The sequence below is a fragment of the Rhodospirillales bacterium genome (assembly GCA_023898805.1).
Lineage (GTDB): Bacteria > Pseudomonadota > Alphaproteobacteria > Micavibrionales > UBA1664 > UBA6145.
This window is the reverse complement of the sequence record CP060260.1, coordinates 1,401,413-1,427,712: the sequence shown is the minus strand read 5'-3', so window position 1 is coordinate 1,427,712 and position 26,300 is coordinate 1,401,413. Positions and strand designations below refer to the sequence as shown.

The following is a 26,300-nucleotide window of genomic DNA, read 5'->3' as shown; positions in this document are numbered from 1 at the left end:
CCCGGAACCTGACGATGGACCTTTTATGGCTGGGCAAACCCGTCTGGATGTGGGCGGTATTCATGGGCGCGGTGCTTGCGCTGCTCATCCTCGACCTCGGCATCCTGCATAAATCGGACAAGGTGATCAGCGCGCGCGATGCGCTTTTGACCTACGGCTTTTATATATTGTGCGCCCTTGGGTTCGGCGCATGGATATGGGCGGGGCTGGGGCAGGAAAAGGCGATCCAGTATTACACCGGCTATGTGATCGAACAGTCCTTGTCGATGGACAATCTGTTCGTGATGGCGCTGATTTTCGGGTTTTTCAAAATCCCGCGCGCGTATCAGCACCGCGTGCTGTTCTGGGGGATTCTGGGCGTCGTCGTCCTGCGCGGCGTCATGATCGGGACGGGTGCGGCGCTGGTCGCGCATTTCCACTGGGTTCTGTATCTGTTTTCGGCGTTCCTGATCTTTTCGGGGATCAAAATGGTCGCGATGGGCGACCATGAAACAGATATCGGCGCGAACCCCGTGCTGGGTTTCATGCGCCGCCACATGCGGGTGGAGGATACACTGCACGGGCATCATTTCTTTGTTCGACTGCGCGACCCAAACAACAAGATGACCGCCACATACATGACGCCGCTGATGGTCGCGCTGGTGATGATCGAACTGGCGGACGTGGTGTTCGCGGTCGATTCCGTGCCTGCGATCTTCGCGCTGACCACCGATCCCTACATCGTGTACACTTCCAACATCTTCGCCATTCTGGGGCTACGGACCCTGTATTTCGCGCTGGCAGCGGCGATGGAGCGGTTTGCGTATCTGAAATACGCGCTTTCGGCGGTTTTGGTCTTCATCGGATCGAAAATCTTCATTACCGACTTCGTTCTGGGTGATTCCGGGTTTCCGCCCTCTGTCTCGCTGGGCGTGACGTTCGCGCTGCTGGCGGCGGGTGTCGGGTACTCGCTTTGGAAAACGCGCGGGAGGCAGGCATGAGCGGCGGCAACGCACAAGCGATTCTGCGCATCGATCTGGATGCGATCGCCGCGAATTACACCATCCTGACGCAGGCCGCGCGCGGCGTGCCGGTCGCGGGCGTGGTCAAGGCCAATGGATACGGGCTTGGCATCGCGGAAATCGGACGAACATTGTTCGACGCGGGCGCGCGCAAATTCTTCGTCGCCAATGTCGCGGAAGGTGCGGATTTGCGTGCGGTACTGGGGTCGGAAGCCGCGATCTACGTCATCGGCGGGCCGCGTAGCGGCGACTTCAGCGGGTTTCGTGCGTTCGACCTTGTCCCCGTTCTCAATCATCTGGGAGATGTCGAGATATGGCGCGAAAAAGGCGCCGGGCCATGCGCGCTGCATTTCGATACCGGCATGAACCGGCTGGGCCTCGACGCCGGAGAAACCGCGCGCGTGATCGAAGATCCCACGCTGCTGGACGGGGTCGCCGTAACGCTGGGCATGAGCCATTTCGCATCGTCCGAGGACCCGGATGACGCGTTGAACGCAATCCAGATCGAACGGTTCCGCGCGATCACGTCGCGTCTGAACCTGCCGCGCTGGTCGCTGTGCAATACATCCGCCATTCTGCGCTTTCCGGACGCGCTTTACGATCTGGCGCGCGCCGGGTACGGGCTGTACGGGGGCAACCCCCTGCCCCACCGGGACAACCCCATGCGTCCGGCGGTGCAACTGCATGCACGGGTCTTGCAGGTCAAGCCGGTGCGCGCGGGTGAGAGCATCGGGTACAACGCAACCTACAGGGCGGAGCGGGATGACCGGGTCGCAGTTCTGGCGCTTGGGTATGCCGATGGGTATCTGCGTTCGCAATCCAGCCGCGGACATGTGTACTGGCGCGGCATGGCATGCCCGATCGTCGGGCGCGTTTCGATGGACCTTACGACCGTTTCGGTCGGGCATCTGGCCGATGCGCCCAAACCCGGCGACATGGTGGAGATTATCGGCCCGCACCAGCCGATCGACGCGCTGGCCGCAAGTGCCGGGACCAACGGATACGAAATGCTGACACGGCTTGGCGCGCGGTATCAGCGCGTCTATATTCACAACCCATGACGAAGCAAATTCCGGTTACCGTCCTTACGGGCTATCTGGGCGCGGGCAAGACCACGCTGCTTAACCGTATCCTGTCCGAACCGCACGGCAAGAAATACGCGGTCATCATCAATGAATTCGGGTCGGTCGGCGTCGATAACGATCTGGTCGTCGGGGTGGACGAGGAAATATTTGAAATGAACAATGGGTGCATCTGCTGCACCGTACGTGGCGATTTGATCCGCATCATCGCCGGATTGATGCGCCGAGGCCTGGACAAATTCGACGGTATCATCGTGGAAACCACAGGACTGGCCGACCCCGCGCCGGTGGCGCAGACCTTCTTCATGGATGAAGATGTGCGCAAGGTTACGCGGCTGGACGCCGTAATTACCGTGATCGACGCCAAACACCTGCGTGCGCGGCTGACCGACAGTCCGGAGGCGCAGGAGCAGATCGCATTCGCCGACATCATCATCGTCAACAAGACCGATCTGGTGGACGCGGCGGAACTGGCGGCGGTCGAGGCCGCGATCCGCGCGATCAATCCATATGCGCAAATGCACCGCACGATGAACAGTGCCATCGCGCTTGATAAAATCCTCGACCGCGGGGCGTTCGATCTTGGCCGCATCCTTGCGATCGAGCCTGCGTTTTTGGAAGGCGGGCACGAACACCATCACGACAACGCGGTCAAAAGCATCGCGTTGAGCGCGGATCGCGCCGTAATACTGGGCCGGTTCGAGGAATGGATCGGCCAGATTCTGGCCGATCAAGGGCAGAACATCCTGCGTTCCAAGGGTGTTTTGAATATCCGCAACAGCCCGCGCAGATTCGTGTTTCAAGCCGTGCACATGATCGCGGATTCGGCGCCCGGCACGGCATGGAAGGACGGCGAAAAACGCGCAAGCAAGATGGTGTTCATCGGGCGCGATCTGGACCGCGCGGCGCTGCAAAAAGGGTTCGACGATTGTCTTGAGGCGGCGGCATGACCACCGATACCTCGCCGCTTTCGGCCACGAAATTTCAGTTCGACGCGCCGGTCAACGCGGCGTGCTACAGCATCGATGGCGGCGTATTCGCCTTCGCATTGGGCGACGGCAGCGTACAGATCGTGGAAGGTGATGTGTGCGAGGGCGTCAAGGCACACACAGGGGCGGTGCCAGTCATACGCCCTTATGACGACGGATTCATCACGCTTTCGGATGACGGGACGTGCAAAATCATCACCCGCGAGGGCGCGATCAGCGATTTTGCCGATTTGAACGGCGCGTGGACCGAACGCATGGCGGTACACGCGAATGGCAGCGTCGCCATTGCAAACGGGCGCGAAGTGCATTTATGGACACGGGCGGGGAGCGAACCCAAGATCCTCAAGGACCATCCGGGCAGCGTCAACGACATCTGTTTCGCGCCGGACGGGCTGGGTCTTGCCGCCGCGCACCGCGACGGCGTGACGCTGTGGGCGTGGCCGCATTACGAACCCCAGGCGATGCGCCTGGCCTGGAAAGGCGCGCATCTGGCGGTCAGCGTCAGCGCCGATAAACGCTGGGTGGTCACCGCCATGCAGGAAGGCGCGCTGCATATGTGGAACGTACCGCTCAAGCGCGATTACCAGATGCGCGGATACTGGGCCAAGCCCACGCGCATGGCATGGTCGGCGGACCGGAAGTGGCTTGGCACATCCGGGTCCGAAACGGTGATCCTGTGGCCTTTCGACCGCAGCGGGCCGGAAGGGCGTGAGCCCTTGCAGCTTGGCTGGTCGAACGGAGCGCTGGTTACCGCGCTGGCCGCGCATCCGGAAGAGCCCGTCATGGCCGCGGGATTCGAGGACGGAAGCGTCGTCCTGATCGATCTGTCGTCCAAAAAGGCGTTCACGGCCGCAGGCGCTTCGGGCGAGGCTGTCACGGCGATCGCCTTTTCACCGCGCGGCACAACATTCATCGCCGGCAACGAAAAAGGCTCGGCGGTATCGTTCAGCTTTGTTCCATAAGAATCGGGCAAATTGTCGCATACCGAAATAACTATCTGAAATTACTTTGTTTCCAGGCGGGCCTCCCCCGATTTGCTGCATGCGCATATCTGCATTGTGAATTACCATTGCGTGTCGTTGTCGGCAGACGAAAGCCTAAAGCGGGGGGATTGCCTTAGTCATGATGCCACGAGTGATCGAGCGCCTGATTCACAAGATCGAGGACGACGTCCAGAAATTCTCCAAGGACAATGAAACCATCGCCAGCCAGACCAACATGCTGGCGCTTAACGCCACGATCGAGGCCGCACGCTCGGGCGAGGCCGGACGCGGCTTCATCGTCGTCGCGAACGAGGTCAAGTCGCTGGCCAAGCAAGCCAAGGAAAACTCCGACAAGTTCAAGTCGTTGATCATCAACCGCATCCAATACGGCATCAACGTCACGGAAAAGATGGTCCAGCAGGTCGAAGGCGGACGCCTGACCGACATGGCCCAGACGCTGGTGCAGATCATCGTGCGCAACCTGTACGAACGTACCGCCGATTGCCGCTGGTGGGCGACGGACGAAGCATTCTGGAAGTGCCTTGAAGACCCCACGCCGGCCAATCGCGAACATGCGACGAAGCGTCTGGGCGTGATCAACAAATTCTATGGCGTGTACATGAACCTCGTGCTGGCCGATGTGGAGGGGAACGTGCTTGCGATTTCGCGGCCCGATCTGTTTCCCGGTGCGATGGCCGCGAACGTCAAGCGCGAACACTGGTTTTTCGAGGCGATGAAAACGCACAGCGGCGCCGATTACATCGTCGACGACATCCACAATTCCGCGATTCACAACGGCAACCCCACCGCGGTGTATTCGGCGGCGGTACGGCGCGGCGGCGAAATGCAGGGTCAGGCCCTTGGCGTGCTGGGCGTCTTTTTTGACTGGGGGCCGCAATCACACGTCATCTGCTGCAACGAACCGACGCTGACCGACGAAGAAAAAACCCGCAGCCGGGTGCTTCTGCTCGACGGCAAGTTGCGCATCATACAGTCATCCGACGGACAGGGCATATATACGCCGTTCGACCTGGACACCGGCGGGCAGCAACACGGCAGCTATTACGACGCGCAGGGCAACATCGTCGCCTTCGCGCGTACCATCGGGTACGAAGAATATGACGGGCTTGGCTGGTACGGCGTCGTCGTCCAGAAACCCGTCAGTCAGGCCGAGATCGAAAAGAAACTTGTCGACGACGGCATATGACAAAAAACCGTTTCGCTTTCGGATTCTTTCGACGCCGGGGCGTTTTTTAAAGTACGCATTATCAACGACCAGAACATACAAGGGAGAAACGAGAATGTTTAAAAAACTGAACCTGAAATGGCTGGGAGCCGCAAGCGCGTTGATGTGCGCCGCGATATGCACCGCGCCCGCCGCAGCCTTCGCGCAGGACGCCGCACCAACTTTGAACAGCGGCGATACCGCGTGGATGCTCGTATCCGCGATTCTCGTGCTGATGATGACCCTGCCCGGTCTGGCGCTGTTTTACGGCGGCCTGGTGCGCAAGGACAACGTGCTGGCGACGCTGATGCAGACGCTGGCCGTGGCCTGCATCGTTTCGCTGGTCTGGCCGATCATGACCTATTCCATGGCATTTACAGACGGCAACGGCTGGTCCGGCGGCCTGTCCAAGGCGTTCATGAAAGGCGTCGGCGTCGACTCGCTGACGGGCACCATCCCCGAAAACGTGTTCATGCTCTTCCAGATGAAATTCGCGATCATCACCTGCGCGATCATTCTGGGTTCGATCGCAGACCGGATCAAATTCTCGGCCGTGCTGGTGTTCTCGGTGCTGTGGTCGATTTTCGTCTATGCGCCGATCGCCCACTGGGTTTGGGGTCCGGGCGGCTTCCTTGGCGGCGTCGGCATGGATAATTATGCCGGCCTTTTCGGTTTCGGCACCGCGCTCGACTTCGCGGGCGGAACCGTCGTCCATATCAGCTCGGGTGTTGCCGGCCTTGTCGCCGCGCTTGTTCTGGGCAAGTCGATCAAGGTCAATCAGGCCTCGTCGAACAATTTGATCCTGTCTGTCATCGGCGGCGCGCTGCTGTGGGTGGGCTGGTTCGGCTTCAACGCCGGTTCCTCCCTTGCCGCCAACGGCCTTGCCGGCATGGCGTTCCTGGTCACCAACACGGCAGCGTCCGCCGCGTGTCTGGCCTGGATCATGATCGAATGGATGGTCAAGGGCAAACCCTCGGTCGTCGGCGCGCTGTCCGGCTTCGTCGCCGGGCTGGTCGCGATCACGCCGGGTTCCGGCTTCGTCGATTTCGGCGCGTCGATCGTGTTCGGCATCGCCGCTTCGGTGTTCTGCTTCTTCGCGGTCGCGTTCATGAAGGAGAAAATCGGTTATGACGATAGCCTTGACGCCTTCGGCATCCACGGCGTGGGCGGCATCGTCGGCGCCATCCTTACGGGGGTTTACGCTTCCACCGCCATCGGCGGCCATCCTGGCTTGCTGGAAGGAAATTCCAGTCAGGTTATGGCCCAGCTCATCGCGGTCGTCGTCACGGCCGGATATTCGGCGATCGTGACCTTCGTCATCCTGACCGTGCTTAAACACACGATCGGGATCCGCGTCGACGAAAACACCGAACGCGCGGGTCTTGATATCGCGATGCACGGCGAAAAAGTCCACGTCTACAATTAAAGTTTACGCGTTCACGAAAATGGCCCCCGCGTGGGGCCATTTTTATTTCTTCGTGAATTGCGCCACCAATTCGACATGATGCGACCAAGTAAACTGGTCGACGACCTGCACGGTTTCAAGGCGGTAGCCACCATCGACCAGTGTGCGGGCGTCGCGCGCGAACGTCGCGGGATTGCACGATACGCCCACCAGCACCGGCACACGGCCGGACGCCAGCGTCCGCGCCTGTTCTGCACAGCCCGCGCGCGGCGGGTCGAAGACAATCGCGTCATAACGGTTCGCTTCGTCCCGGCGCAGCGGATTTTTGAACAGGTCGCGGCGTATCGCACGCAAAGGCAGCGTGCCGCGGGCGCCGTTAAGCGCGCGGATCGCTGGGTCGACACTTTCATACGCATCGACGGGCCCGCGCGCGAGCATCGGGCCGGTAAAGGTGCCGCAACCGCTGAACAGATCGGCGAATTTGCCGCGTTCTGGCAACAGGTCCATGACCGCGCCCGTCAACGCGGCCTCTCCATCCCGCGTCGGCTGAAGAAACGCCATCGGCGGCAAAACCACACGCAAGGCACCAAAGGCGGCGACAGGCTTGTCGCGTTCCAGCACCAGTTCGGGCGCATCGCGTTCGCGCGCGCGCCAGCTGACACGGGCCACCGGCGTTTCCGCGATCAAGCGTGCAGCCGCCTCGCGCAGCGCCAAATCCGGCTGGCCCTTGCGTCCGACGGGACCGGTGATCGCCAGGTCGAACGCGCCGCCCGCCATCTGGATGAACACGTCGACCGCGCGGCCTTCCTGAACGACCGGCGCGATCAGGGGCAACACACGCGCGCGCAGATCCATGATTTCCGGCGCGGTCACCAGACAAGCCGGGATATCGGCGACCTGACGGCTGCGGCGGCGGTAATAGCCCATATGCAGCGCCTTGCCCTTTTTAAACAGGGCAAAGGTCGCGCGGCGGCGGGTGCCGGGGCCGATAAAGACAGGGTCACGCCAATGGCGAGGGTTCAAACCCTGACGGTGCAGCGCCTCGCGTACGATGTCCTGTTTCCATTCGCGGTACCACGCGTCTTCCATGTGCTGGGCCGAGCAACCGCCGCAGGATTCATAAAAAGGACAAAGCGGCGTTATGCGATGTTCCGATGGCCGGATAATCTGCGCAATGCGCCCGCGCAGGATGCCGTCGTCGCCGCGATGAATCTTCGCCTGCACGACGTCGCCGGGCAGCGCGCGTTCGACATAGATGCGCCCGCGCGCGGATTCATGGATTCCGTCGCCCTTGGGGCCAAGTTTGTGGATCGTCAGATCGCCTGCCATGGGCCGGGTTATACGGCGCAGCCGGGCGCAAGGGCAAACGATTTACGCCGCAAGCAAGGCCTGAAGATTGCTGATGACGGCGGCCGAGGCGGTTTCCAGCAGGTTGTAATGCTGCATCCCCTCGTCGATACGGCCGGTTTCAAAGCATTTCGCCGCCTCGATGCCATGGTGGTGGACCTTTTTATGCGGCTCCTCGATCGCGCTGAAGGCCGGCAGGTTGCGTTTGCTTGCCGCGCCGTCGCCGTAATACCATTTGCCGAGGCGGCAGAGCGTATGATCGGTCAAGTCGGTCGATTTCATCGTGCTTCTGCCCACCGCAAGGTCGAGCAGGCGTTTCTTCCACAGCAGGTGGTCGGCCTGGGCCAGATAGATGACTTTGTCCTGAATATCCTCGTTCGCAAGCTTGCCGCGCCAATCCTCGATCAGGCGCACGCTCTTATCCGTCTGTTCCGCCAGCACGTCGACCATGCGCAGGTTGATGTCGCCCTTGTCCTTGACCACCGACATGTTCTTGGCCAGCATCTCGACTGCGATTTTCTGCTGCGAGATGATGCCCGCAAGCTCGTTGACCTGAGAGCTGATCGAACGCGCATTCTGATTGATCTGGTCGAAATCGCCGGACACTTTCTCGGTCTTGGCGATCACGCCGCCGACGATGTTTTGCGCGTTGGACACCGAACCCAGCACGTCCTGAAAAGAGCTGTTGAGCTGCTGGATCTGGGTGCGGATGGTTTCAGTCGCCTCGCTGGTCTGGCGCGAAAGCGACTTGACCTCGCCCGCCACCACCGCGAACCCCTTGCCATGTTCGCCCGCGCGCGCGGCCTCGATCGTCGCGTTGAGGGCCAGCAGGTTGGTCTGGCCCGCGATTTTTGAAATCAGTTCGACGACGTGGCCGAGCTTGCCAACCACATCCTGCAGGTCGCGGGTCTTGACCGAAACCGTCTCGAACATCTCGCCGGTGCTCAACACTTCGTTCTTCAGGGTGCCCAGCTCGACAATGCCCTGAGCCGTCAGGCGCGAGGATTCCTCAACCGCGTCGGCCGATTTCTGGGCCGAGCTTTCGATCTCGCCAATGGAGGCGGCGAGCTCCTCGACCGCGCTGGCCATCGAGGTCGCGGCACCCTGCACTTCCTTCGTACCGGACAAGATGTGCGCGGTGGAAACGCTGACATCGACCGCAGACATGCTGAGATCGACAACGTTCCTGAGGACGTCCTTGCTTTCCATATCAGAAAATCTCCCGAAGCTGTTGTTTTTCTATAATAATTTCCGGCGCGAGGCGGCCTTCATGTGCGCGACATTAAACCGCATATGCACGCAAATGACAATGAGGTTGCGCAACCCGGTTGCCGGCGCAGGCCTGTTCGCGCGGCATGCCTGCGGCTGCGATTACGCATATCTTATATTATATCTTGGCCGGAAATCGAAACTGGTTGCGGGGGCAGGATTTGAACCTGCGGCCTTCAGGTTATGAGCCTGACGAGCTACCGGGCTGCTCCACCCCGCGCCAATATCAGAACCGGACGATGCCCGGGGAGCCGTTTTGGATATTTGTCTGCTTGCGCATCCAAATGGCGGGCTGCTCCACCCCGCGCTGAAAAGATGCGCTAGGGATAAAGGACGCGTTCGTGAAAAGCAAGCTTTAATACCAAAAAACTGGGGGCCGGTACACGTCGACCGGCCCCCTTATTGATTCCCGTGTCTCAACTTATTGCGTTGATACATTCTCAGTATAGCACGGATTTCCGATAAATTTGCATAAAATTTTATTTTTATCTATTGCGTTGATTTTGTTTATATTTTTATTATTTGCATAATACATATCCGCTGGTATAGGGTGCCCCGATGCTTTTCACGCTCAGCCTTCCTGGCCGACACGGCCAGACCATGCAGGTCTTTAACGCACTTGCGCGTCTGTTGCCGGATACGGCGCGCACAAATGACCGTACAGCCACGTCCGACGTATATGAATTACCGATCGATTACCATCCGTCCGGGCATGTCGCGGGCGACGAACAGTTCGGCATCCGTATCCGCGTCGACCCCGATGCCGCGCGAGCACATTTTGCGGCGCAGGCCGAACATGTAACGATTCCTTTCGACGGGTATTTGCAAGACCGCGAGGAAACGGCACGAGCGATGCCGGATTTCGCATCCGTGTGCGACAGGCTGCAAAATCATGTCCATCACTTCGACCATATTGGCATCAACGTGCCCGCCGAAATCCGGCAGGAAGACTGGTGCTGGCCGCTACGCCGCGTGACGGGGGGCGGCTATCTTTACGAATATCCGGCTGGCATGGACGGGTACGACCCAAGAGAGAATCTGTGGCTGTTCGCGGTGCGGAATACCGAGCGACACCTGCGGCCAAGCGCGGACGCGCAAACAAAGTTCGAGTTCGTGCACGACCGCGCATCGCCGGATTCGCTGGTACAGATCGATGTGCAAACCGATCTGAGCCGAACGCAGGCGGAAAAACTGTTCCCCGAAGGTGTGTCCCTGCCCGGTCTTGCGGATTATTTCATGAGCGTGCATACGCGCACCGACATGCCAGGCATGCGGCATGTCCGGCTGGATATCCGGTTCGCGCCGGGCGCCTCCGCATGGGCATCAGGCCAGATGCTACTGCTGGAACAAGGCGGCAAGAGGCTGCGTATGGCGCTGGACGCGCCGGCAGTCAGAGTGCCGGGAGTTAGGGCACCGGTTTAGCGCGGTCTATTTTTTCGTATCGTCTTTCGCGTGGTCTTTCGGGCCCTGCTCTTTTGGGGCGCGGTCGGGCGCGGGGGTAATGCCCTGTGCCGCCATCTGTTTTTTCATGGTTGTGCCCATTATGTTCGGATCGACCTGATCGAACAGGCGCAACGCCTCGGCATAGGGCGCGATTTCAGGCGCGTTGCAGCCCTTCTGTTTAATCAGCGCCGTGACTTGCTGCTTGACCCTGCCGCTGCCCTCGGCGACCAGCGCGCCTACCTGTGCCTCGGATTCCGCCGGGTGGTTGTTAAAGATCGCCAGATACATGCGCATGACGATCAAATCGACGTTGCCATAGAAATTGCCGTTCTGCGCCCCCGTGATCTTGCCGCCGTTGCAAAGCTGATCATAGACCACGGCCTCGTTCAGCTTGGTGAACAGGTTGGCGACGAAACGCTCCTCCGGCCCAGGCATGGCGTCAGATGCATCATCGGCGCGGGCGGTATGCGCCAGCGTCGCAAGGCTGGCCGCAAAAACGGTCAGAAACACAGTAAAAAGCAAGTTGCGGCGCATGTGGATCTTTCAATGTTCCAGTTGATCGAGGACGCCGGTCGCGCCATCGAGGGTGAGCCATAGCTTACCGCTTTGCGCCGCATCATAAAAGTGTTCACCGATATTGGTGACCGTGGGGATGCCGCTTTCCCGCGCAACGGTGCAGGCATGGGAGAGCGTGCCGCCAATACCGAAGGCCAGCGCATCGGCAGCGGGAAACCATTCCACCGTGTCCGGCGTGGCGGCGCGGAAAAGCAGGATAACCGGGGCGTCGTATCTGGCTTTCAGTTCGGCCGGAGCGGTTTTGGGCGTATCGTGCGCTATGGCGAGGGCGATGCCGGTCACGGTGCCAAGGCAGACGGGCTGGCCTTTTTGCCGCTGCGGCGGAGATGCGGTTTCCGGCCCGGTCGGCGGCACTGCGACGTTCCCGTCCCAGAACCAGACCGGACTTTCGCCCTCCGCCGCCCCGACGCGGGGGGGAAGGATCGGGTCCCATACGTCGGCGATGCGCGTACGGCGCATCTGCACGGCCTGAATGTCGCGCAGGGTTTTGCGAATGGCGCGCGGGGCGGCGGCGGGATCGGCCATATAAAGGGCCACGTCGCGGCCGTGGCTGCCAAGGCGGATGAGCAGCGATTGCAGGACAAGACCAAGAGCAAGGCTTTCGGCCAGCGTGCCGGATTGCGGCAAGGCGCGATGCATGAAGCGGCCGATCGCCCACTGGATGCGGACCATGCGCCAGAGACCGCCAATGGTGTAGCGTACGGCAAATTCATATCCTCCACCGGCTATCGGCACGGGAGTCATCATGCCGCCGCTGAGCATGGCGGTAAGGGCAGTCCAGTCGATATAGGGTATGTCGTCGCGCCAGCGCAACATGGAGATAGCGGGCACGGACAAAGAGAGGGCGCGCGCGGCCCTGACCCAGGAATCCGCGAAGACTTCTTCCAGTCTGTGCTTGGACGCCGCATCAAAGCGGCGGCCGGAAACGGCCTCGTCAGGGAATTTCATCCACAGGATCATGGTTTGTCCGCCAGCGCATCAAGCCCGCCGAAGGCTGCGAGAGACCACGCGCCAGGCACGTAGAGGATGTCGTCCGCGTCCACCGGCGCGGCGGTGGTGTATTTGCCCACGTTCCAGCGTGCACGCTCGATGCCGGTGGCCGTATCACGCAGGGTGAATACGCCGTCATAGGTGACCGCGGCAACCAAACGGCCATGCGCCGCGAAAACGGCAGGAGCCTGCAACTCGCCGCCCGCGCTGGCCTGCCAGACGATCGCGCCGTCCTTCGCGGCGAGGGCCACGAGGTCGCCGTTTTTAAGGGCGTGGATAATAAGGTCCGCTTCCGGCGCGTAAAGACCGGGCTGCAAGGGCATTGAAGCAAGGGGGCGTTGCCAGACGATCGTGCCGTTCGGGGTTATGGCCTGCGCCCAGCCGGCATCATCCTTGCGAGGCACGCCGATCTGCCCGCGTCCAGTGGAAGTGAGGATCAGCCGGCCTGTCCGATCCGCCACCGGGGAACCCCAGGGCTGGCCTGGAAGGGAAATCGACCACCGGGTCGTACCGTTCGCGGCATCGAGTGCGTAGAAGACGGAGTGGTCGCTGCCTTCTTTTGGCTGGGCAGGCACGTAAAGCGTGTCACCCAGCAGCAAAGGCGTGGCGTCGAGATGGCCTATGGCGGCGTGCCAGAGCGGGGCGCCGTCATTCGCATCCAGCGCCCATAGCCCTTCGGGGCCTGTGCCGGTGTAAAGCCGGTTACGCAAGGGATCGAGGGTCGCTGTTTCCTCGATATGGCCGCCGAAGCGGCGTGCCCATGCGGGTGCGCCGGTGGCGGCGTCGATGGCGATCAGGGCGGCGGCCACGGTATAATGCAGACCTTCGGAGGCGTAGACGCGACCTCCCGGCGCGGGTGTCAGAGCGAAGACGGGTTCCGACGTGGGCAGGAACCATGCGGGCGCGCCATCCGCCGCGCGCAGAGCCATCACGCCACCATCGTACTGGCCATAGAGGAGCAGCCCGTGCGCGAGGACGGGGGTGGAGAGAATCTGGCGATCCGCGCGCCGGTTCCACAACAGGGTCAGGCCCGGACTTTTTTCAGGCAGGGGCGCTGGCCGGGGCGGCAGATCGAAGGCGCGGGGAACCGGCAGTTCGGCCACCGCCTGCGAACCATGGAGGCGAATGGCGAGGCTCGGCCCCCGGACCCACCATGCGCCCATGCCCGCGAGCATCAGGATCGCGGCGAACGCCGCGACAATCCTGCGGTGGCGGCGCATAAAGGCCGTAAACCCCGCAAGGCCGGCCACCGCGCCAAGCAGCGCAAGCAGCCACGGCACCAGTTCCGCCAGCGGGAGGAAGGCAGGGAAAAAGTACAAACGGCGGGGCATCGGCTTGCGGCGCACGGCGACATGATAGCGCAGGGCAAGCGATGACGTCATGACCGATTTGGGGTAGACTGCGTGGGCATGGCCGATGTCAAAACCCCAACCGACTGGCGCGCGCGGATATTTCCGCCGCACGACCACCTGCCCCACGATCTGACAACCGCCGACTGGCTTAAGACGCTGGCGGTGATTTTGATGCTGGTCGACCATGTCGGCTATTACCTTTTTCCCGGGCATGAATGGTTTCGCGTCATCGGGCGACCGGGGATGCCGATCTGGTTTTTCCTGTGCGGTTACGCGCGGCATCAGGACATCCCGACGCGCTGGCTGGGCGGCGGCTTGATCCTGTTCGTGGCCAATATGGCCGCTTTCATGTCCCCGCTGCCATTGAACGCGCTTTTCTCCATGGCGATTTGCAGGCTGGCCGTGGGGCCTTTGTGGCGGTTGTTGGAAAACAGGCCCGTCTATTTCTGGTGGATCGTTTTCCTGCTGCTGTTCTGCGGGCCGGTTGCGGACATGCTGTTTGAATACGGCACGTTCGGGGTGATGTTCGCGGCGATCGGATACGGGATGCGGCGGCGGGCCGAGATCGCGCCGCTTTTTAGCCGCGACCCGATGACGCCGATGTTCATCCTTACGACCACGGTCTTCGTCATATACGAGGCCATGCATTTCGGTTTCACCACGCTGGCATCAAGCGCCATGGCGGCGGGATTCGTCGGTATTTACCTTGCGCTTTCAGGGTTTCGCACCGCCACCCTGCCCGGCACGGGGGATAGCGCGCACGCGCCGTTGGTACGGTTCATGGGGCGCTATACGCTCGAGATTTATGTCATTCACCTGCTGATCCTGAAGGCGGTCATCCTGATGCAGGCGCTCGCCGCGCGGCTGGTTTAAAAATCCACGGAAAACCGGGGTTTTAAAAGGTTGCGCGGCGTAATGCCGCGTGCTACATCCTTCGCGACTTTTCAAAATCGGGGATATCGGGTCCAGGATGAGCGCAGGACAGGTCGCACACCGTTACGCCAAGGCATGGCTTTCCGCCGCGAAAGATAAGCAGGCCCTTGAGCCCGTGGCGCAGGACATCCATGCGCTGCTGTCGATGGCCGCCGCCTCGCCCGAATTCATGACCTTTTTAACCTCGCCGCTGATCGGCCGCGCCGATCAGGACAAGGCCATGAGGGCCATCGCGCAAAAAGCCAAATTCCACGAGCTGACCACCGCACTTTTGTCGGTGATGGCGCAAAGGCGCCGCCTGTCCGTCCTGCCTGCCACGCTGGCGGCCGCGCGCAACCTGATCGACGCCGCCGCGGGCACCGCGCGCGCGCTGGTGACGACCGCCACCGCGCTTGACGAAAAGCGCGTGGCCGATATTCGCGACGCGCTTGCGAAAAAACTAGGCAAGGACGTGGCCGTGCAGACCAAAATCGACCCCGCCATCATCGGCGGAATGGTGGTGCGCGTCGGCTCCACCCTGATCGACGATTCCGTGAAAACCAAGCTGGACCGCATGGCACGCCGCCTGCAGGGCCAGGCCGCCTGAAGATAATTGGGAGTATGAAGAATGGAACTCAAAGCCTCTGAAATCTCTGCGATCCTGAAAGAGCAGGTCGCCAATTTCAACGCCATGGCCGACGTGGCCGAGGTGGGAACCGTGCTGTCGGTCGGCGACGGCGTCGCACGGGTCTATGGCCTCGACGGCGTGCGCGCGGGCGAGATGGTGGAATTCCCCGGCGGCATCAAGGGAATGGCCCTGAACCTTGAGATCGACAATGTGGGGATCGTGATCTTCGGGTCGGACCGCGACATCAAGGAAGGCGACATCGTGCGCCGGACCGGCGAAATCGTCTCGACGCCGGTGGGCAAGGAATTGCTGGGCCGCGTCGTCGACGCGCTGGGCAATCCGATCGACGGCAAGGGGCCGATCAAGTCGGGCAAATCCTCGCGGGTCGAGGTCAAAGCCCCCGGCATCATCCCGCGCAAATCCGTGCACGAGCCGATGCAAACCGGCCTTAAGGCGCTTGACGCGCTGGTGCCCGTGGGCCGCGGCCAACGCGAGCTGATCATCGGCGACCGTCAGACCGGCAAAACGGCGGTTGCGATCGACACGATCCTCAACCAGAAATCCGTCAACGCCGCGGGCGACGAGAAACAAAAACTGTATTGCATCTATGTCGCCATCGGGCAAAAGCGTTCGACCGTGGCGCAGCTTGTGCGCATTCTGGAAGAACGCGGCGCGATGGAATATTCCATCGTCGTGGCCGCCACCGCGTCGGACCCCGCACCGATGCAGTTCCTCGCGCCCTACACCGCCTGCGCGATGGGCGAGTATTTCCGCGACAACGGAATGCACGCACTGATCATCTATGACGATCTGTCCAAGCAGGCCGTGGCGTACCGCCAGATGTCGCTGCTGCTGCGCCGTCCGCCGGGCCGCGAAGCGTATCCGGGCGACGTGTTCTATATCCACTCGCGTCTGCTGGAGCGCGCGGCCAAGATGAACGACAAGAACGGCGGCGGCAGCCTGACCGCGCTTCCCGTCATCGAAACGCAGGCAGGCGACGTGTCGGCCTATATTCCGACCAACGTGATCTCGATCACCGACGGCCAGATCTTCCTTGAAACCGCCCTGTTCTATAAAGGCATCCGTCCCGCCATCAATGTCGGGCTTAGCGTGTCCCGCGTCGGTTCTGCCGCGCAGATCAAGGCGATGAAGCAGGTGGCCGGCTCGATCAAGCTGGAGCTCGCGCAATTCCGCGAGATGGAGGCGTTTTCGCAATTCGCCTCGGACCTTGACGCTTCGACCCAGAAACTTCTGGCGCGCGGCAGCCGGTTGACCGAGCTTTTGAAGCAACCGCAATACTCGCCCCTCGCGGCCGAGGAGCAGGTGCTCGTGATCTTCGCGGGCGTCAAAGGGTATCTCGACGCGATGCCGGTTGGCCGCGTCGGCGCGTTCGAGGCCGAGATGCTGCGCGATTCGCGCGCGGGCGGCACGGGCAAGGCGCTGCTGGACGAGATCCGCAGCAAAAAAGCCCTGGACAAGGAACTGGAGGAGAAGATGCACGGCTATCTCAAAGGCTTGCTGCAATCCTTCGGCGTCAGCGAAACCGCAAAGGCCGCCTAAACGTGAGCACCGCACCTGACCACGAGGACGACATGCTGATGCTGCCCTTCAATAAGGCGGCGCCGGACGGGTACGTCCAGTTGGGCGCATGTGCCAGCACGATGACGCAGATCCTGGTACGCGAGGGGTCGGTGGCACAGCATGAAGGCCGCACCATTATGGATCATTACAAATTGTTCGGTACGCCATGCCCAGCCTGAAGGACTACCGCAACCGCATCACATCGGTGAAATCGACGAGGAAGATCACCTCGGCGATGAAGATGGTCGCGGCGTCGAAATTGCGCCGGGCGCAAGAAAACGCCGAAAAGGCCCAGCCCTATGCCAGCGCCATGGCAGGTATGCTCGCGCGCGTCGCGGCGGGCGTCGTGGTCAGCCCATCGCTGCCGCGACTGTTGATCGGCACGGGGTCGGAGCAAACGCATCTTTTGATCGTCATGACCGGCGACCGCGGGCTTGCAGGCGGGTTCAACGCCAACCTTGTGCGTTTTGCGCGCGCGCGCATTCGCGAGCTTGAAGCGCAGGGCCGGACGGTCAAGATCGTCGCCGTCGGGCGCAAGGCGCGCGATCTTTTGCGCCGCGACCACAAGGACAAGATGATCAAAGCCCGCACCGAGATCAGCCAGAAAGGCAAAGTGCCTTTCGCGGCGGCGGACCAGCTTGCGGATTACCTGCTTGAGGAATTTGGGCGCGGGACATTCGATGTCGCGACCCTGATCTACAACGATTTCAAAAATATCCTCAGCCAAGTGCCGACGGCGCAGCAGATCGTGCCCTTCCGCCTGCCGGAAGCCGGGGCCAACGACAATACGCCCAAGGCGCCCTATACGTTCGAGCCGAGCGAGAACGCATTGCTGGCCAGCCTGCTGCCCCGCAACCTGTCGGTGCAGATCTACCGCGCGATGCTGGATTCCGAGGCCGGGTTCTATGCCGCGCAAATGACTGCGATGGACAACGCGACACGCAACGCGGGTGAGTTGATCAAGAAGCTGACGCTGCAATACAACCGTGCGCGTCAGGCGTTCATCACCAAAGAGCTTATTGAAATCATCTCCGGCGCCGAAGCCGTGTAGATCACAGTTAAGAAGGAAGAACGACGATGGCGAAAACAAACGGAAAAATCACGCAGGTGCTGGGCGCCGTGGTGGACGTGCAGTTCGAGGACGGCAGCGTGCCGCAGATCCTCAACGCGCTCAAAACCAAGAACGCGGGCAACGACAATCAGGAACTGGTGCTGGAAGTCGCACAGCACCTGGGCGAAAACACCGTGCGCTGCATCGCCATGGATTCGACCGACGGGCTGGTGCGCGGGCAAGACGTGACCGATACCGGCGATGCCATTCAGGTGCCGGTCGGACCTGAAACCCTGGGCCGCATTCTGGACGTCATTGGCAATCCGATTGATGAGCGCGGACCGGTGAAGGCGAAGACAAGCTATCCCATCCACCGTCCGGCGCCGGAATTCGTGGATCAGGCGGCAACCATCGAACAACTGGTCACCGGCATCAAGGTCATCGACCTGATCTGCCCCTATGCCAAGGGCGGCAAGATCGGCCTGTTCGGCGGCGCCGGCGTGGGCAAGACCGTGACCATCCAGGAACTGATCAACAACATCGCCAAGGCGCATGGCGGCGTGTCGGTGTTCGCGGGCGTGGGCGAGCGCACGCGCGAAGGCAACGATCTGTACCATGAAATGATCGAAGCCGGCGTCATCAAGCTGGACGGCGAAGGCTCGAAAGTGGGCCTTGTCTATGGCCAGATGAACGAACCGCCGGGCGCGCGGGCGCGTGTCGCGCTTTCGGGCCTGACGCAGGCGGAATATTTCCGCGACGTGGAAGGTCAGGACGTGTTGTTCTTCATGGACAACGTGTTCCGCTTCACGCAGGCGGGCGCCGAGGTGTCGGCGCTTTTGGGCCGCATCCCCTCGGCCGTGGGCTATCAACCCACGCTTGCGACCGACATGGGCGCGCTGCAGGAGCGCATCACCTCGACCAACAAGGGTTCGATCACCTCGGTGCAGGCCGTGTATGTGCCCGCCGACGATTTGACCGACCCGGCCCCGGCCACCACCTTCGCGCACCTTGACGCGACGACGGTGCTCAGCCGTCAGATCGCGGAACTTGGGATTTATCCGGCGGTCGATCCGCTCGACTCCACCTCGCGCATCCTTGATGCCTCGGTGGTCGGCGCCGATCATTACCGTGTCGCGACGTCGGTGCAAAAGACGCTGCAGCAATACAAGGCCTTGCAGGATATCATCGCCATCCTGGGCATGGACGAGCTGTCGGAAGACGACAAGCTGGTCGTCGCCCGCGCGCGGAAAATCCAGCGTTTCCTTTCGCAGCCTTTCCATGTTGCCGAAGTGTTCACCGGAAGCCCGGGCGTGTTCGTCGAAAAGGCCGATACGGTCAAGGGTTTCGACATGATCGTTTCGGGCGAATGCGACCATCTGCCAGAGGCTGCATTCTACATGGTCGGCACGATCGAGCAGGCATTCGCCAAGGCCGAGAAACTCGCACGCGAAGCGGCGTAAGGATCGACCATGGCCGGTTTGTTCACATTTGAACTCATTTCCCCGGAGGAAAAGCTTATCTCGGAAGACGTGGCCATGGTCACGGTTCCGGGCGAAGAAGGCGAATTCGGCGTGTTGGCCGGTCATTCTCCCCTATTGTCCCCGGTACGTCCGGGCGTGGTGCATATCTACAAAACGGCGGCCAATGAAAACCCGCGGCGCGTATTCGTCGCGGGCGGATTTGCCGATGTCGGGCCCGACCATTGCACCGTTCTGGCGGAGGAAGCGCACGATCTGGCGTTCGTCGACGTGCACGCGCTGGAAGCCGACATCCACGAACTGACCGGGCTGGTCGCAGCGGTTGGCGAGGCGGAGCGCCCGGCCATCGAAAAGCGGCTGACCATCGCGCGCGCGAAGCGCGCCGCGCTTTAGGCCGCGGTTTATTTCAGGCGGTCGCGCGCTTAATTCCTTCAATCACCAGTTCGCCCGCCTTGGCGGCGTCGCCCCAGCCCAGCGTCTTCGACCATTTTCCGGGTTCAAGATCCTTGTAATGGGTGAAAAAATGCTGGATCTGTTCGCGCAGGATGGGCGGCAGATCGGCCACGTCATTGATGTTTTCGTGATAGGGATGCAACTTGGCCACCGGCACCGCGATGATTTTTTCATCACGTCCGCCGTCATCCTCCATCAGCAGCACGCCGATGGGGCGCGAGCGCAGCACCGCGCCCGGCATCACCGCAACCTGCCCCACCACCAGCACATCCACCGGATCACCGTCGCCCGAAAGCGTGTGCGGGATAAAGCCGTAATTGCCGGGATAGACCATCGCGGTATGCAGAAAGCGGTCGACGAACATCAGACCCGATTCCTTGTCCATCTCGTATTTGACCGGGTCGCCACCTTTCGGATTTTCGATGATGACATTGACGTCGAAGGGTGGGTTTTGACCGACGGAGATTTTAGACAGGGGCATAAGAAAACCGCGTGAAAGGGGTGCAGAAAAAACACTGCGTCCGTTTTGGCAAAGCGCGCGCAGTTTGTCCAGTTTCGGTGCGAGAACGTATATTTTACAAAAAACTTGACCGGGTTATTGTGTTATTATATTAATACATAATGCCGTACGATTTACGGCATAAGCGCGGCCACCAAAGGCCGCGCGAAACAAAAATTATAACGAGAGAGTGTGTGTTCATGTCCGCATCCGCCGCGCTGCGCGCCGCCTGTGTCAAAGAACCCCGCGAAAGCGAGGCCCCGGCGGTCGATTTGCGCGATGCCCTGCCTGTAAGAGACAATATTTACCAGGTCCTATTCCCAAAAGGCGGACGGACGCTGGGTATGCCCAAAGGGTATCAGGACCGGGATTTCTGGAACATGGCAGGATTCGAGATCGACCGTTTCCTGACGCCGGATTTTTACCGCGTGCGCGATGTGCGCCGCGAGCTTGGCGAAACGCCGGTTGAGATCTGGGTCAATGAACGCAAGCCCGCCGACATCGTTTCACGTCTGGCCATGGCCATCCCGGAAAGCGGCATTTCCATGGGCAATATCGGCTTTGCCGGCAGCGATACCATCGACGAGTTCGAACACCAGCGCAAGCGCGGCAAGCTGGCGCGGCAATTCGCGAGAATCCCGCTGGAAAAAATCATGGACACGCAGATGTCGCGCGGTGCCATCTGTCTTCTGGTTCCTGAGAAATTCAACATCCTCTCACTGGATGAACTGCAAGGCGTCGACGCCACCGCCAAATATTTCGCGATTGCCGATAAATTCGCGCGCGGGCTGGAGCGGAAAGACGGAATCTCGCTGCGCTTTATCCGTGAGGCCAAAGGCGGCACCGAGGACGACTTGCTTCTGGCCGGCCTGCGCCCGGATATCTCTCCCTATGCCTTTGTCGACATCGATTTCGTGCAATCCGGGAAATCGGCGGTTGAACGCAACCTGCGCATCGCCTTCATGGATGCCGCCAAATGGGATGCCATTAAAGATGGGCGCATGCGTTTTGATGACATGAGCGTTGACGAGATGAAGGCCGAGCGCGGCGTTCTGGCGACCTCGTCCGGCTTCCTGATCCGCCCGCGCCATCAATTTACCCCGGCACAAGAGCGCATCAACGACCTGTTCGTCGCACGCGCACAGGACGCCATTCAGAAGTTGGGCCGCGCACCGCTGAGATTTCGCGATGCCGAAGCCCGCCCCACGCCGGCGCAATTCCGCGCGGGACATGGCGGAGCACAAGCCGTGGATGGTTTTCGCCCGACTTATCGTTAAGCCATCGCAGGCATGCGCTTCCGGACTTGAGCCGGAACAACCGTACGATGCAGATCGTGGCTTTCGATAAAATTGCTCAGAAGCGGCAGAATGCTGCTGCGCCAGCGTTTCCCATCAAAAATCCCGTAATGCCCGGCACCGGGCTGGAGCCATTGAACACGCCTTGAGGCGGGCAACGCAGAACACAAATCATGCGCGGCCAGACATTGGCCGGGCGGCGCGATATCATCGCGTTCACCTTCCACTGTCATCAGGGCAACACGGCGGATTTTTGCCGGATCCACTTTGCGTTTACGCCCCTGTTCGTCGGTATGCACAAATTCGCCCTTGGCCAGTTTGCAGTCGATGAACACATCGCCAATGGTGCTCAGATAGAATTCTTCGGGCATGTCCATAACGGCATTATATTCACCATAAAAACCGTCGAATTTCGTTACGGCGTCACGATCGCCGCGCGCCGTGGCGTGCATCATATCCAGATGCGCATCACGATGGCGACCGGCGTTCATACTCATGAACGCGGTCAACTGCATGAACCCCGCATAGATTTTTCGTCCCGCGCCGGGCAGCCCCGGCGGCACCGTGGAGATCATGTTTCTTTCAAACCAGCCCAGATCATGTTCGGTGGCCAGACGGTTGACCGTGCAGGGGTTGATGCGGGTATCGATCGGACTGCCCATCAGGGTCATGGATTTGGGCGCGTTGGGGTTGTTGTCCTCCTCCATCAAGCTGACCGTCGCAAGCAAGGGGACACCAGGCTGACAAACCGCGACCGCATGCACATCACCGCCGAAATAACCAAAAAATTGTTTTAGATAGATCATGTAGGTATCGAGATCAAAACGGCCCGCGGAGAGCGGCACCTGCGAAGCCGATCGCCAATCCGTGACATAGACGTCATGATCCCGCGTCAGCCCCCTGACCGTGTCGCGCAGCAGCGTCGCAAAATGGCCAGACATAGGCGCCACCAACAATACACGCGGACGACGGACGGCATTTGGTGCATCGCTTTCGAAATGCACGAGGTCGCCAAACGGCAGGCTCATGACTGCTTCCGGTGTATGGCCCGGAATATCCCATGCCTGTTTGGGATAGGTGCGCGTCAGTCGGTCGGCCAGCGCCAACGTGCCCGCGCCCATCGCGGCGACGGGACCGAAGGCCGCACGAATTGGGGGCAAATCAAAAAACGCGGCGCCAACGCGGGCGGCCTGGTTGAACGGTTCGGCGGCACCAAGGGACAAGGCGGCGTGAAAATTCGTCAATGCCTGGGCGGTAGAAAAATCAAAGGCTGCAAAGGACATGTTTTTTATTTCTCCCTGTTCCGACTCGCGCGGATGTTCGTTCAGCATGCGAAAGGTGGAACAGGCCTGTCCAGCATCGGGCATTGTGCGGCGCATGAGTGCCATAATGCCTGGAAACAAAAAGCCCCGGCACGAAGGCCGGGGCTTGAATTCGATACATTGAATTCGATACATGGTGAAAAGGTCTTGAAGTAAATCCTTCGTTTTGTTCTTGGAAGAACTGGCAATGACCTACTCTCCCGTGCCTTAAGACACAGTACCATCGGCGCTGCAGGGTTTCACCGTCGAGTTCGAAATGGGATCGCGTGTATCACCTGCGCGAAAATCACCAGCTCGTCGAAGAACAAAAGAAGGAAGTGAAGATGAAGCGTTGCCGCGCGTTGCATGGCAACATCCAATCATCAATTTATTCAAGTTTCCTGCTGAGACTTTCACACGAAAGCGGCCGATTACCACGCAGGGCAACCGTCAACAGGGTTCGACCCTGCACGCCATTCGAAAAAATCTCAAGCCGATCGGGCAATTAGTACCGGTTAGCTTCACGCCTCGCAGCGCTTCCACATCCGGCCTATCAACGTCGTAGTCTTCGACGGCCCTGATAGGGATACCTAGTTTTGAAGGAGGCTTCACGCTTAGATGCTTTCAGCGTTTATCCCGTCCGAACATAGCTACCCGGCGTTACTGCTGGCGCAATAACCGGTACACCAGAGGTTCGTTCACTCCGGTCCTCTCGTACTAGGAGCAACTCTTCTCAAGTATCCTACACCCATGGCAGATAGGGACCAAACTGTCTCACGACGTTCTGAACCCAGCTCACGTACCACTTTAAATGGCGAACAGCCATACCCTTGGGAGCTTCTCCACCCCCAGGATGTGATGAGCCGACATCGAGGTGCCAAACAGCGCCGTCGCTGTGGACGCTTGGGCGCTATCAGCCTGTTATCCCCAGAGTACCTTTTATCCGTTGAGCGATGGCCCTTCCATACAGAACCACCGGATCACTATGACCGACTTTCGTCTCTGCTCGACTTGTCAGTCTCGCAGTCAGGCAAGCTTATGCCATTGCACTCGATGGACGATTTCCGACCGTCCTGAGCTTACCATCGCGCGCCTCCGTTACTCTTTGGGAGGCGACCGCCCCAGTCAAACTACCCGCCACGCAATGTCCCCGACCCGGATAACGGGCCTAGGTTAGACATCAGGAAACACAAGGGTGGTATTTCACTTGTCGGCTCCACACCGGCTGGCGCCGGGTTTCAAAGCCTTCCACCTATGCTACACATGTATTTCCTAATGCCATTGCGAAGTTATAGTAAAGGTTCATGGGGTCTTTCCGTCTAACCACGGGAACTCCGCATCTTCACGGAGAATTCAATTTCGCTGAGTGAATGTTGGAGACAGCGGGGAAGTCGTTACTCCATTCGTGCAGGTCGGAACTTACCCGACAAGGAATTTCGCTACCTTAGGACCGTTATAGTTACGGCCGCCGTTTACCGGGGCTTCAATTCAAGGCTTTCACCTCTCCTTTTAACCTTCCGGCACCGGGCAGGAGTCAGACCCTATACCTCGACTTACTCGTCTTAGCAGAGCCCTGTGTTTTTGATAAACAGTCGCCACCCCCTGGCTTGTGCCCCCCCTACGAAGTTGCCTTTATAGGGGGCTTGCTTATCCCGAAGTTACGCAAGCAATTTGCCGAGTTCCTTCAACATCCTTCTCTCAAGCCCCTGGGTATACTCTACCAGACCACCTGTGTCGGTTTCGGGTACGGACTATGCGGTGGAGCTATTTCCTGGAAGTTCATCGCCCGCCCGGTCAATCCAATAAGACCGAACAAACTTTGACCTTCGTCACTTCCACCAGGTCACGGAATATTAACCGTGTTGCCATCGACTACGCCTTTCGGCCTCGCCTTAGGATCCGACTCACCCTGCGCGGATTAGCCTTGCGCAGGAACCCTTGGTCTTTCGGGGACAGTGTTTCTCACACTGTTATTCGCTACTCATGTCAGAATTCTCGCTTCTGATATCTCCAGGCAACCTCGCGATTGCCCTTCACAGACTTACAGAATGCTCCGCTACCACTCCAGAGAACCGAAATTCTCTGAAATCCTAAGCTTCGGTGTATGGCTTTAGCCCCGTTACATCTTCGGCGCAAAAACTCTTAATTAGACCAGTGAGCTATTACGCTTTCTTTAAAAGATGGCTGCTTCTAAGCCAACTTCCTGGTTGTTTTGGAGTCTTCACTTCCTTTCCCACTTAGCCATAACTTGGGGACCTTAGCTGTAGGTCTGGACTCTTTTCCTCTCGGCGACGGACCTTATCACCCGCCGCCTGTCTGCCATGGTCGCACTTTCGGGTATTCGGAGTTTGGTTAGATTTGGTAGGGCTCGCGCCCCCCTAGTCGATCCAGTGCTCTACCCCCCGAAGTGAGGATACATGACGCTCTACCTAAATAGATTTCGCGGAGAACCAGCTATTACCCGGTTTGATTGGCCTTTCACCCCTAACCACAGCTCATCCCACAATTTTTCAACATTGATGGGTTCGGCCCTCCAGTGCGTGTTACCGCACCTTCAGCCTGGCCATGGCTAGATCACCGGGTTTCGGGTCTAATTCGTGCAACTAAATCGCCCTATTCGGACTCGCTTTCGCTACGCCTTCACCTTTCGGCTTAAGCTTGCTGCACAAACTAACTCTCTGACCCATTATACAAGAGGTACGCTGTCACGGGACAAGCCCGCTCCAACTGCTCGTATGCATCCAGTTTCAGGTCTGTTTCACTCCCCTAATAGGGGTTCTTTTCACCTTTCCCTCACGGTACTGGTTCGCTATCGGTCGATAAGGAGTACTTAGGCTTGGAGGATGGTCCCCCCATGTTCAGACAGGATTGCACGTGTCCCGCCTTACTCGAAGATTGATCTGTTTTTTACCTGTACGAGGCTATCACTCTCTTTGGCCCGACTTTCCAGACGGTTCCAGTTATTACAGATCAACCATTGGCCTAGTCCGCGTTCGCTCGCCACTACTAACGGAGTCTCGGTTGATGTCCTTTCCTACGGGTACTGAGATGTTTCAGTTCCCCGCGTTCGCTTAAAACCCCTATGTATTCAGGATTTTATACCTTTTACTTGATCCGTTACCGGAGACCGGTGACCGAAGTCGCGCCTTTGTGCAGGCCCGCTCTCGGAAAACAGATCAAAAGGTGGGTTGCCCCATTCGGAGATCGCCGGGTCAAAGCCTATTCGCAGCTCACCGACGCTTATCGCAGCGTATCACGTCCTTCATCGCCTCTTATCGCCAAGGCATCCACCAGATGCACTTGTCATACTTGAGATTTAATCGAACAACGCACAGAGCCAAGCCCTCTTGTAAAAGCCTTGGATAAAATCTGCGCCGTTCGTGTTTACTTGTACTACAGCAGAAATTGAATAAATGAGATGCTGGAGACCACGTTGTTAC

General features: G+C 59.7%; 22 protein-coding genes, 1 tRNA gene and 2 rRNA genes. 15 read left to right on the top strand and 10 right to left on the bottom strand.

Annotated features, from left to right (window positions below; all coding sequences use genetic code 11):
- Positions 1–14 precede the first annotated feature (14 nt).
- The 6 genes from H6866_07005 to H6866_06980 all read left to right on the top strand — a co-directional run bounded on the left by H6866_07005 (position 15) and on the right by H6866_06980 (position 6,706).
- A complete protein-coding gene (locus H6866_07005; GenBank protein ID USO07172.1) occupies positions 15–980 on the top strand; it encodes a TerC family protein in 966 nt (321 codons plus the stop codon).
- The gene (alr, locus tag H6866_07000) at positions 977–2,062 is read left to right on the top strand and encodes an alanine racemase (protein USO07171.1); all 1,086 of its coding nucleotides are present in this window, start codon (positions 977–979) and stop codon (positions 2,060–2,062) included. The genes H6866_07005 and alr overlap by 4 nt, the downstream gene beginning before the upstream one ends.
- On the top strand, positions 2,059–3,033 hold the full coding sequence (locus H6866_06995; protein USO07170.1) for a GTP-binding protein: 975 nt from the start codon (positions 2,059–2,061) through the stop codon (positions 3,031–3,033). The genes alr and H6866_06995 overlap by 4 nt, the downstream gene beginning before the upstream one ends.
- Positions 3,030–4,034, top strand: a complete 1,005-nt coding sequence (locus H6866_06990) for a hypothetical protein (GenBank protein ID USO07169.1) — start codon at positions 3,030–3,032, stop codon at positions 4,032–4,034. The genes H6866_06995 and H6866_06990 overlap by 4 nt, the downstream gene beginning before the upstream one ends.
- Before the next feature lie 160 nt (positions 4,035–4,194).
- Complete coding sequence (locus H6866_06985; protein USO07168.1) at positions 4,195–5,262, top strand: hypothetical protein; 1,068 nt, start codon at positions 4,195–4,197, stop codon at positions 5,260–5,262.
- 94 nt (positions 5,263–5,356) lie between these two features.
- Entirely contained in the window at positions 5,357–6,706 is a 1,350-nt protein-coding gene (locus H6866_06980; GenBank protein ID USO07167.1) for an ammonium transporter, read from the top strand.
- 42 nt (positions 6,707–6,748) lie between these two features.
- On the opposite strand, the gene H6866_06975 is transcribed toward H6866_06980, so the two are convergent.
- The 3 genes from H6866_06975 to H6866_06965 all read right to left on the bottom strand — a co-directional run bounded on the left by H6866_06975 (position 6,749) and on the right by H6866_06965 (position 9,521).
- On the bottom strand, positions 6,749–8,014 hold the full coding sequence (locus tag H6866_06975; protein USO07166.1) for a class I SAM-dependent RNA methyltransferase: 1,266 nt from the start codon (positions 8,012–8,014) through the stop codon (positions 6,749–6,751).
- A 42-nt stretch (positions 8,015–8,056) separates the two neighbouring features.
- The gene (locus H6866_06970; protein ID USO07165.1) at positions 8,057–9,241 is read right to left on the bottom strand and encodes a CZB domain-containing protein; all 1,185 of its coding nucleotides are present in this window, start codon (positions 9,239–9,241) and stop codon (positions 8,057–8,059) included.
- A gap of 203 nt (positions 9,242–9,444) precedes the next feature.
- Positions 9,445–9,521 (bottom strand) — tRNA-Met (locus tag H6866_06965).
- 338 nt (positions 9,522–9,859) lie between these two features.
- On the opposite strand from H6866_06965, the gene H6866_06960 reads away from it, so the two are divergent.
- Positions 9,860–10,723, top strand: a complete 864-nt coding sequence (locus tag H6866_06960; GenBank protein USO07164.1) for a hypothetical protein — start codon at positions 9,860–9,862, stop codon at positions 10,721–10,723.
- A 6-nt stretch (positions 10,724–10,729) separates the two neighbouring features.
- On the opposite strand, the gene H6866_06955 is transcribed toward H6866_06960, so the two are convergent.
- The 3 genes from H6866_06955 to H6866_06945 are packed head-to-tail and all read right to left on the bottom strand — an operon-like array spanning position 10,730 to position 13,692.
- Entirely contained in the window at positions 10,730–11,278 is a 549-nt protein-coding gene (locus H6866_06955) for a hypothetical protein (GenBank protein ID USO07163.1), read from the bottom strand.
- A gap of 9 nt (positions 11,279–11,287) precedes the next feature.
- Positions 11,288–12,268, bottom strand: coding sequence for a hypothetical protein (locus H6866_06950; GenBank protein ID USO07162.1), 981 nt, complete (start codon positions 12,266–12,268; stop codon positions 11,288–11,290).
- A gap of 8 nt (positions 12,269–12,276) precedes the next feature.
- Positions 12,277–13,692, bottom strand: a complete 1,416-nt coding sequence (locus H6866_06945; protein ID USO07161.1) for a PQQ-binding-like beta-propeller repeat protein — start codon at positions 13,690–13,692, stop codon at positions 12,277–12,279.
- 27 nt (positions 13,693–13,719) lie between these two features.
- On the opposite strand from H6866_06945, the gene H6866_06940 reads away from it, so the two are divergent.
- From H6866_06940 to atpC, 7 genes are all read left to right on the top strand, one after another.
- Positions 13,720–14,535 carry a hypothetical protein gene (locus H6866_06940; protein USO07160.1) on the top strand — a complete coding sequence of 272 codons (816 nt, stop codon included), beginning with the start codon at positions 13,720–13,722 and terminating at the stop codon, positions 14,533–14,535.
- 97 nt (positions 14,536–14,632) lie between these two features.
- Entirely contained in the window at positions 14,633–15,181 is a 549-nt protein-coding gene (atpH, locus tag H6866_06935) for an ATP synthase F1 subunit delta (protein ID USO07159.1), read from the top strand.
- A gap of 21 nt (positions 15,182–15,202) precedes the next feature.
- Positions 15,203–16,762 (top strand): F0F1 ATP synthase subunit alpha, encoded by a 1,560-nt coding sequence (locus H6866_06930; GenBank protein USO07158.1) that lies wholly within the window; start codon positions 15,203–15,205, stop codon positions 16,760–16,762.
- 2 nt (positions 16,763–16,764) lie between these two features.
- A complete protein-coding gene (locus H6866_06925; GenBank protein USO07157.1) occupies positions 16,765–16,962 on the top strand; it encodes a hypothetical protein in 198 nt (65 codons plus the stop codon).
- Entirely contained in the window at positions 16,950–17,834 is an 885-nt protein-coding gene (locus tag H6866_06920) for a F0F1 ATP synthase subunit gamma (GenBank protein ID USO07156.1), read from the top strand. The genes H6866_06925 and H6866_06920 overlap by 13 nt, the downstream gene beginning before the upstream one ends.
- 26 nt (positions 17,835–17,860) lie before the next feature.
- Positions 17,861–19,294 carry a F0F1 ATP synthase subunit beta gene (atpD, locus tag H6866_06915; protein ID USO07155.1) on the top strand — a complete coding sequence of 478 codons (1,434 nt, stop codon included), beginning with the start codon at positions 17,861–17,863 and terminating at the stop codon, positions 19,292–19,294.
- 9 nt (positions 19,295–19,303) lie between these two features.
- Positions 19,304–19,705, top strand: a complete 402-nt coding sequence (gene atpC / locus H6866_06910; protein USO07154.1) for an ATP synthase F1 subunit epsilon — start codon at positions 19,304–19,306, stop codon at positions 19,703–19,705.
- A gap of 13 nt (positions 19,706–19,718) precedes the next feature.
- Here the strand turns inward: atpC and ppa are convergent, their stop codons facing one another.
- The gene (gene ppa, locus H6866_06905) at positions 19,719–20,246 is read right to left on the bottom strand and encodes an inorganic diphosphatase (protein ID USO07153.1); all 528 of its coding nucleotides are present in this window, start codon (positions 20,244–20,246) and stop codon (positions 19,719–19,721) included.
- 218 nt (positions 20,247–20,464) lie between these two features.
- On the opposite strand from ppa, the gene H6866_06900 reads away from it, so the two are divergent.
- On the top strand, positions 20,465–21,541 hold the full coding sequence (locus H6866_06900) for a hypothetical protein (protein USO07152.1): 1,077 nt from the start codon (positions 20,465–20,467) through the stop codon (positions 21,539–21,541).
- On the opposite strand, the gene phaZ is transcribed toward H6866_06900, so the two are convergent.
- The 3 genes from phaZ to H6866_06885 form a co-directional block, all read right to left on the bottom strand.
- Positions 21,538–22,938, bottom strand: coding sequence for a polyhydroxyalkanoate depolymerase (gene phaZ, locus H6866_06895; protein USO07151.1), 1,401 nt, complete (start codon positions 22,936–22,938; stop codon positions 21,538–21,540). The genes H6866_06900 and phaZ overlap by 4 nt on opposite strands.
- A 122-nt stretch (positions 22,939–23,060) precedes the next feature.
- Positions 23,061–23,175 (bottom strand): 5S ribosomal RNA (gene rrf / locus H6866_06890).
- 173 nt (positions 23,176–23,348) lie between these two features.
- A 23S ribosomal RNA gene (locus tag H6866_06885) occupies positions 23,349–26,175 on the bottom strand.
- Positions 26,176–26,300: the final 125 nt, after the last annotated feature.

What these genes read in the sequence shown, in the direction of transcription:
- H6866_07005 (USO07172.1), top strand. Translation starts at nt 15, where the DNA reads ATGGACCTTTTATGGCTGGGCAAACCCGTCTGGATGTGGGCGGTATTC.
- alr (USO07171.1), top strand. Translation starts at nt 977, where the DNA reads ATGAGCGGCGGCAACGCACAAGCGATTCTGCGCATCGATCTGGATGCG.
- H6866_06995 (USO07170.1), top strand. Translation starts at nt 2,059, where the DNA reads ATGACGAAGCAAATTCCGGTTACCGTCCTTACGGGCTATCTGGGCGCG.
- H6866_06990 (USO07169.1), top strand. Translation starts at nt 3,030, where the DNA reads ATGACCACCGATACCTCGCCGCTTTCGGCCACGAAATTTCAGTTCGAC.
- H6866_06985 (USO07168.1), top strand. Translation starts at nt 4,195, where the DNA reads ATGATGCCACGAGTGATCGAGCGCCTGATTCACAAGATCGAGGACGAC.
- H6866_06980 (USO07167.1), top strand. Translation starts at nt 5,357, where the DNA reads ATGTTTAAAAAACTGAACCTGAAATGGCTGGGAGCCGCAAGCGCGTTG.
- H6866_06975 (USO07166.1), bottom strand. Translation starts at nt 8,014, where the DNA reads ATGGCAGGCGATCTGACGATCCACAAACTTGGCCCCAAGGGCGACGGA.
- H6866_06970 (USO07165.1), bottom strand. Translation starts at nt 9,241, where the DNA reads ATGGAAAGCAAGGACGTCCTCAGGAACGTTGTCGATCTCAGCATGTCT.
- H6866_06960 (USO07164.1), top strand. Translation starts at nt 9,860, where the DNA reads ATGCTTTTCACGCTCAGCCTTCCTGGCCGACACGGCCAGACCATGCAG.
- H6866_06955 (USO07163.1), bottom strand. Translation starts at nt 11,278, where the DNA reads ATGCGCCGCAACTTGCTTTTTACTGTGTTTCTGACCGTTTTTGCGGCC.
- H6866_06950 (USO07162.1), bottom strand. Translation starts at nt 12,268, where the DNA reads ATGAAATTCCCTGACGAGGCCGTTTCCGGCCGCCGCTTTGATGCGGCG.
- H6866_06945 (USO07161.1), bottom strand. Translation starts at nt 13,692, where the DNA reads ATGACGTCATCGCTTGCCCTGCGCTATCATGTCGCCGTGCGCCGCAAG.
- H6866_06940 (USO07160.1), top strand. Translation starts at nt 13,720, where the DNA reads ATGGCCGATGTCAAAACCCCAACCGACTGGCGCGCGCGGATATTTCCG.
- atpH (USO07159.1), top strand. Translation starts at nt 14,633, where the DNA reads ATGAGCGCAGGACAGGTCGCACACCGTTACGCCAAGGCATGGCTTTCC.
- H6866_06930 (USO07158.1), top strand. Translation starts at nt 15,203, where the DNA reads ATGGAACTCAAAGCCTCTGAAATCTCTGCGATCCTGAAAGAGCAGGTC.
- H6866_06920 (USO07156.1), top strand. Translation starts at nt 16,950, where the DNA reads ATGCCCAGCCTGAAGGACTACCGCAACCGCATCACATCGGTGAAATCG.
- atpD (USO07155.1), top strand. Translation starts at nt 17,861, where the DNA reads ATGGCGAAAACAAACGGAAAAATCACGCAGGTGCTGGGCGCCGTGGTG.
- atpC (USO07154.1), top strand. Translation starts at nt 19,304, where the DNA reads ATGGCCGGTTTGTTCACATTTGAACTCATTTCCCCGGAGGAAAAGCTT.
- ppa (USO07153.1), bottom strand. Translation starts at nt 20,246, where the DNA reads ATGCCCCTGTCTAAAATCTCCGTCGGTCAAAACCCACCCTTCGACGTC.
- H6866_06900 (USO07152.1), top strand. Translation starts at nt 20,465, where the DNA reads ATGTCCGCATCCGCCGCGCTGCGCGCCGCCTGTGTCAAAGAACCCCGC.
- phaZ (USO07151.1), bottom strand. Translation starts at nt 22,938, where the DNA reads ATGCGCCGCACAATGCCCGATGCTGGACAGGCCTGTTCCACCTTTCGC.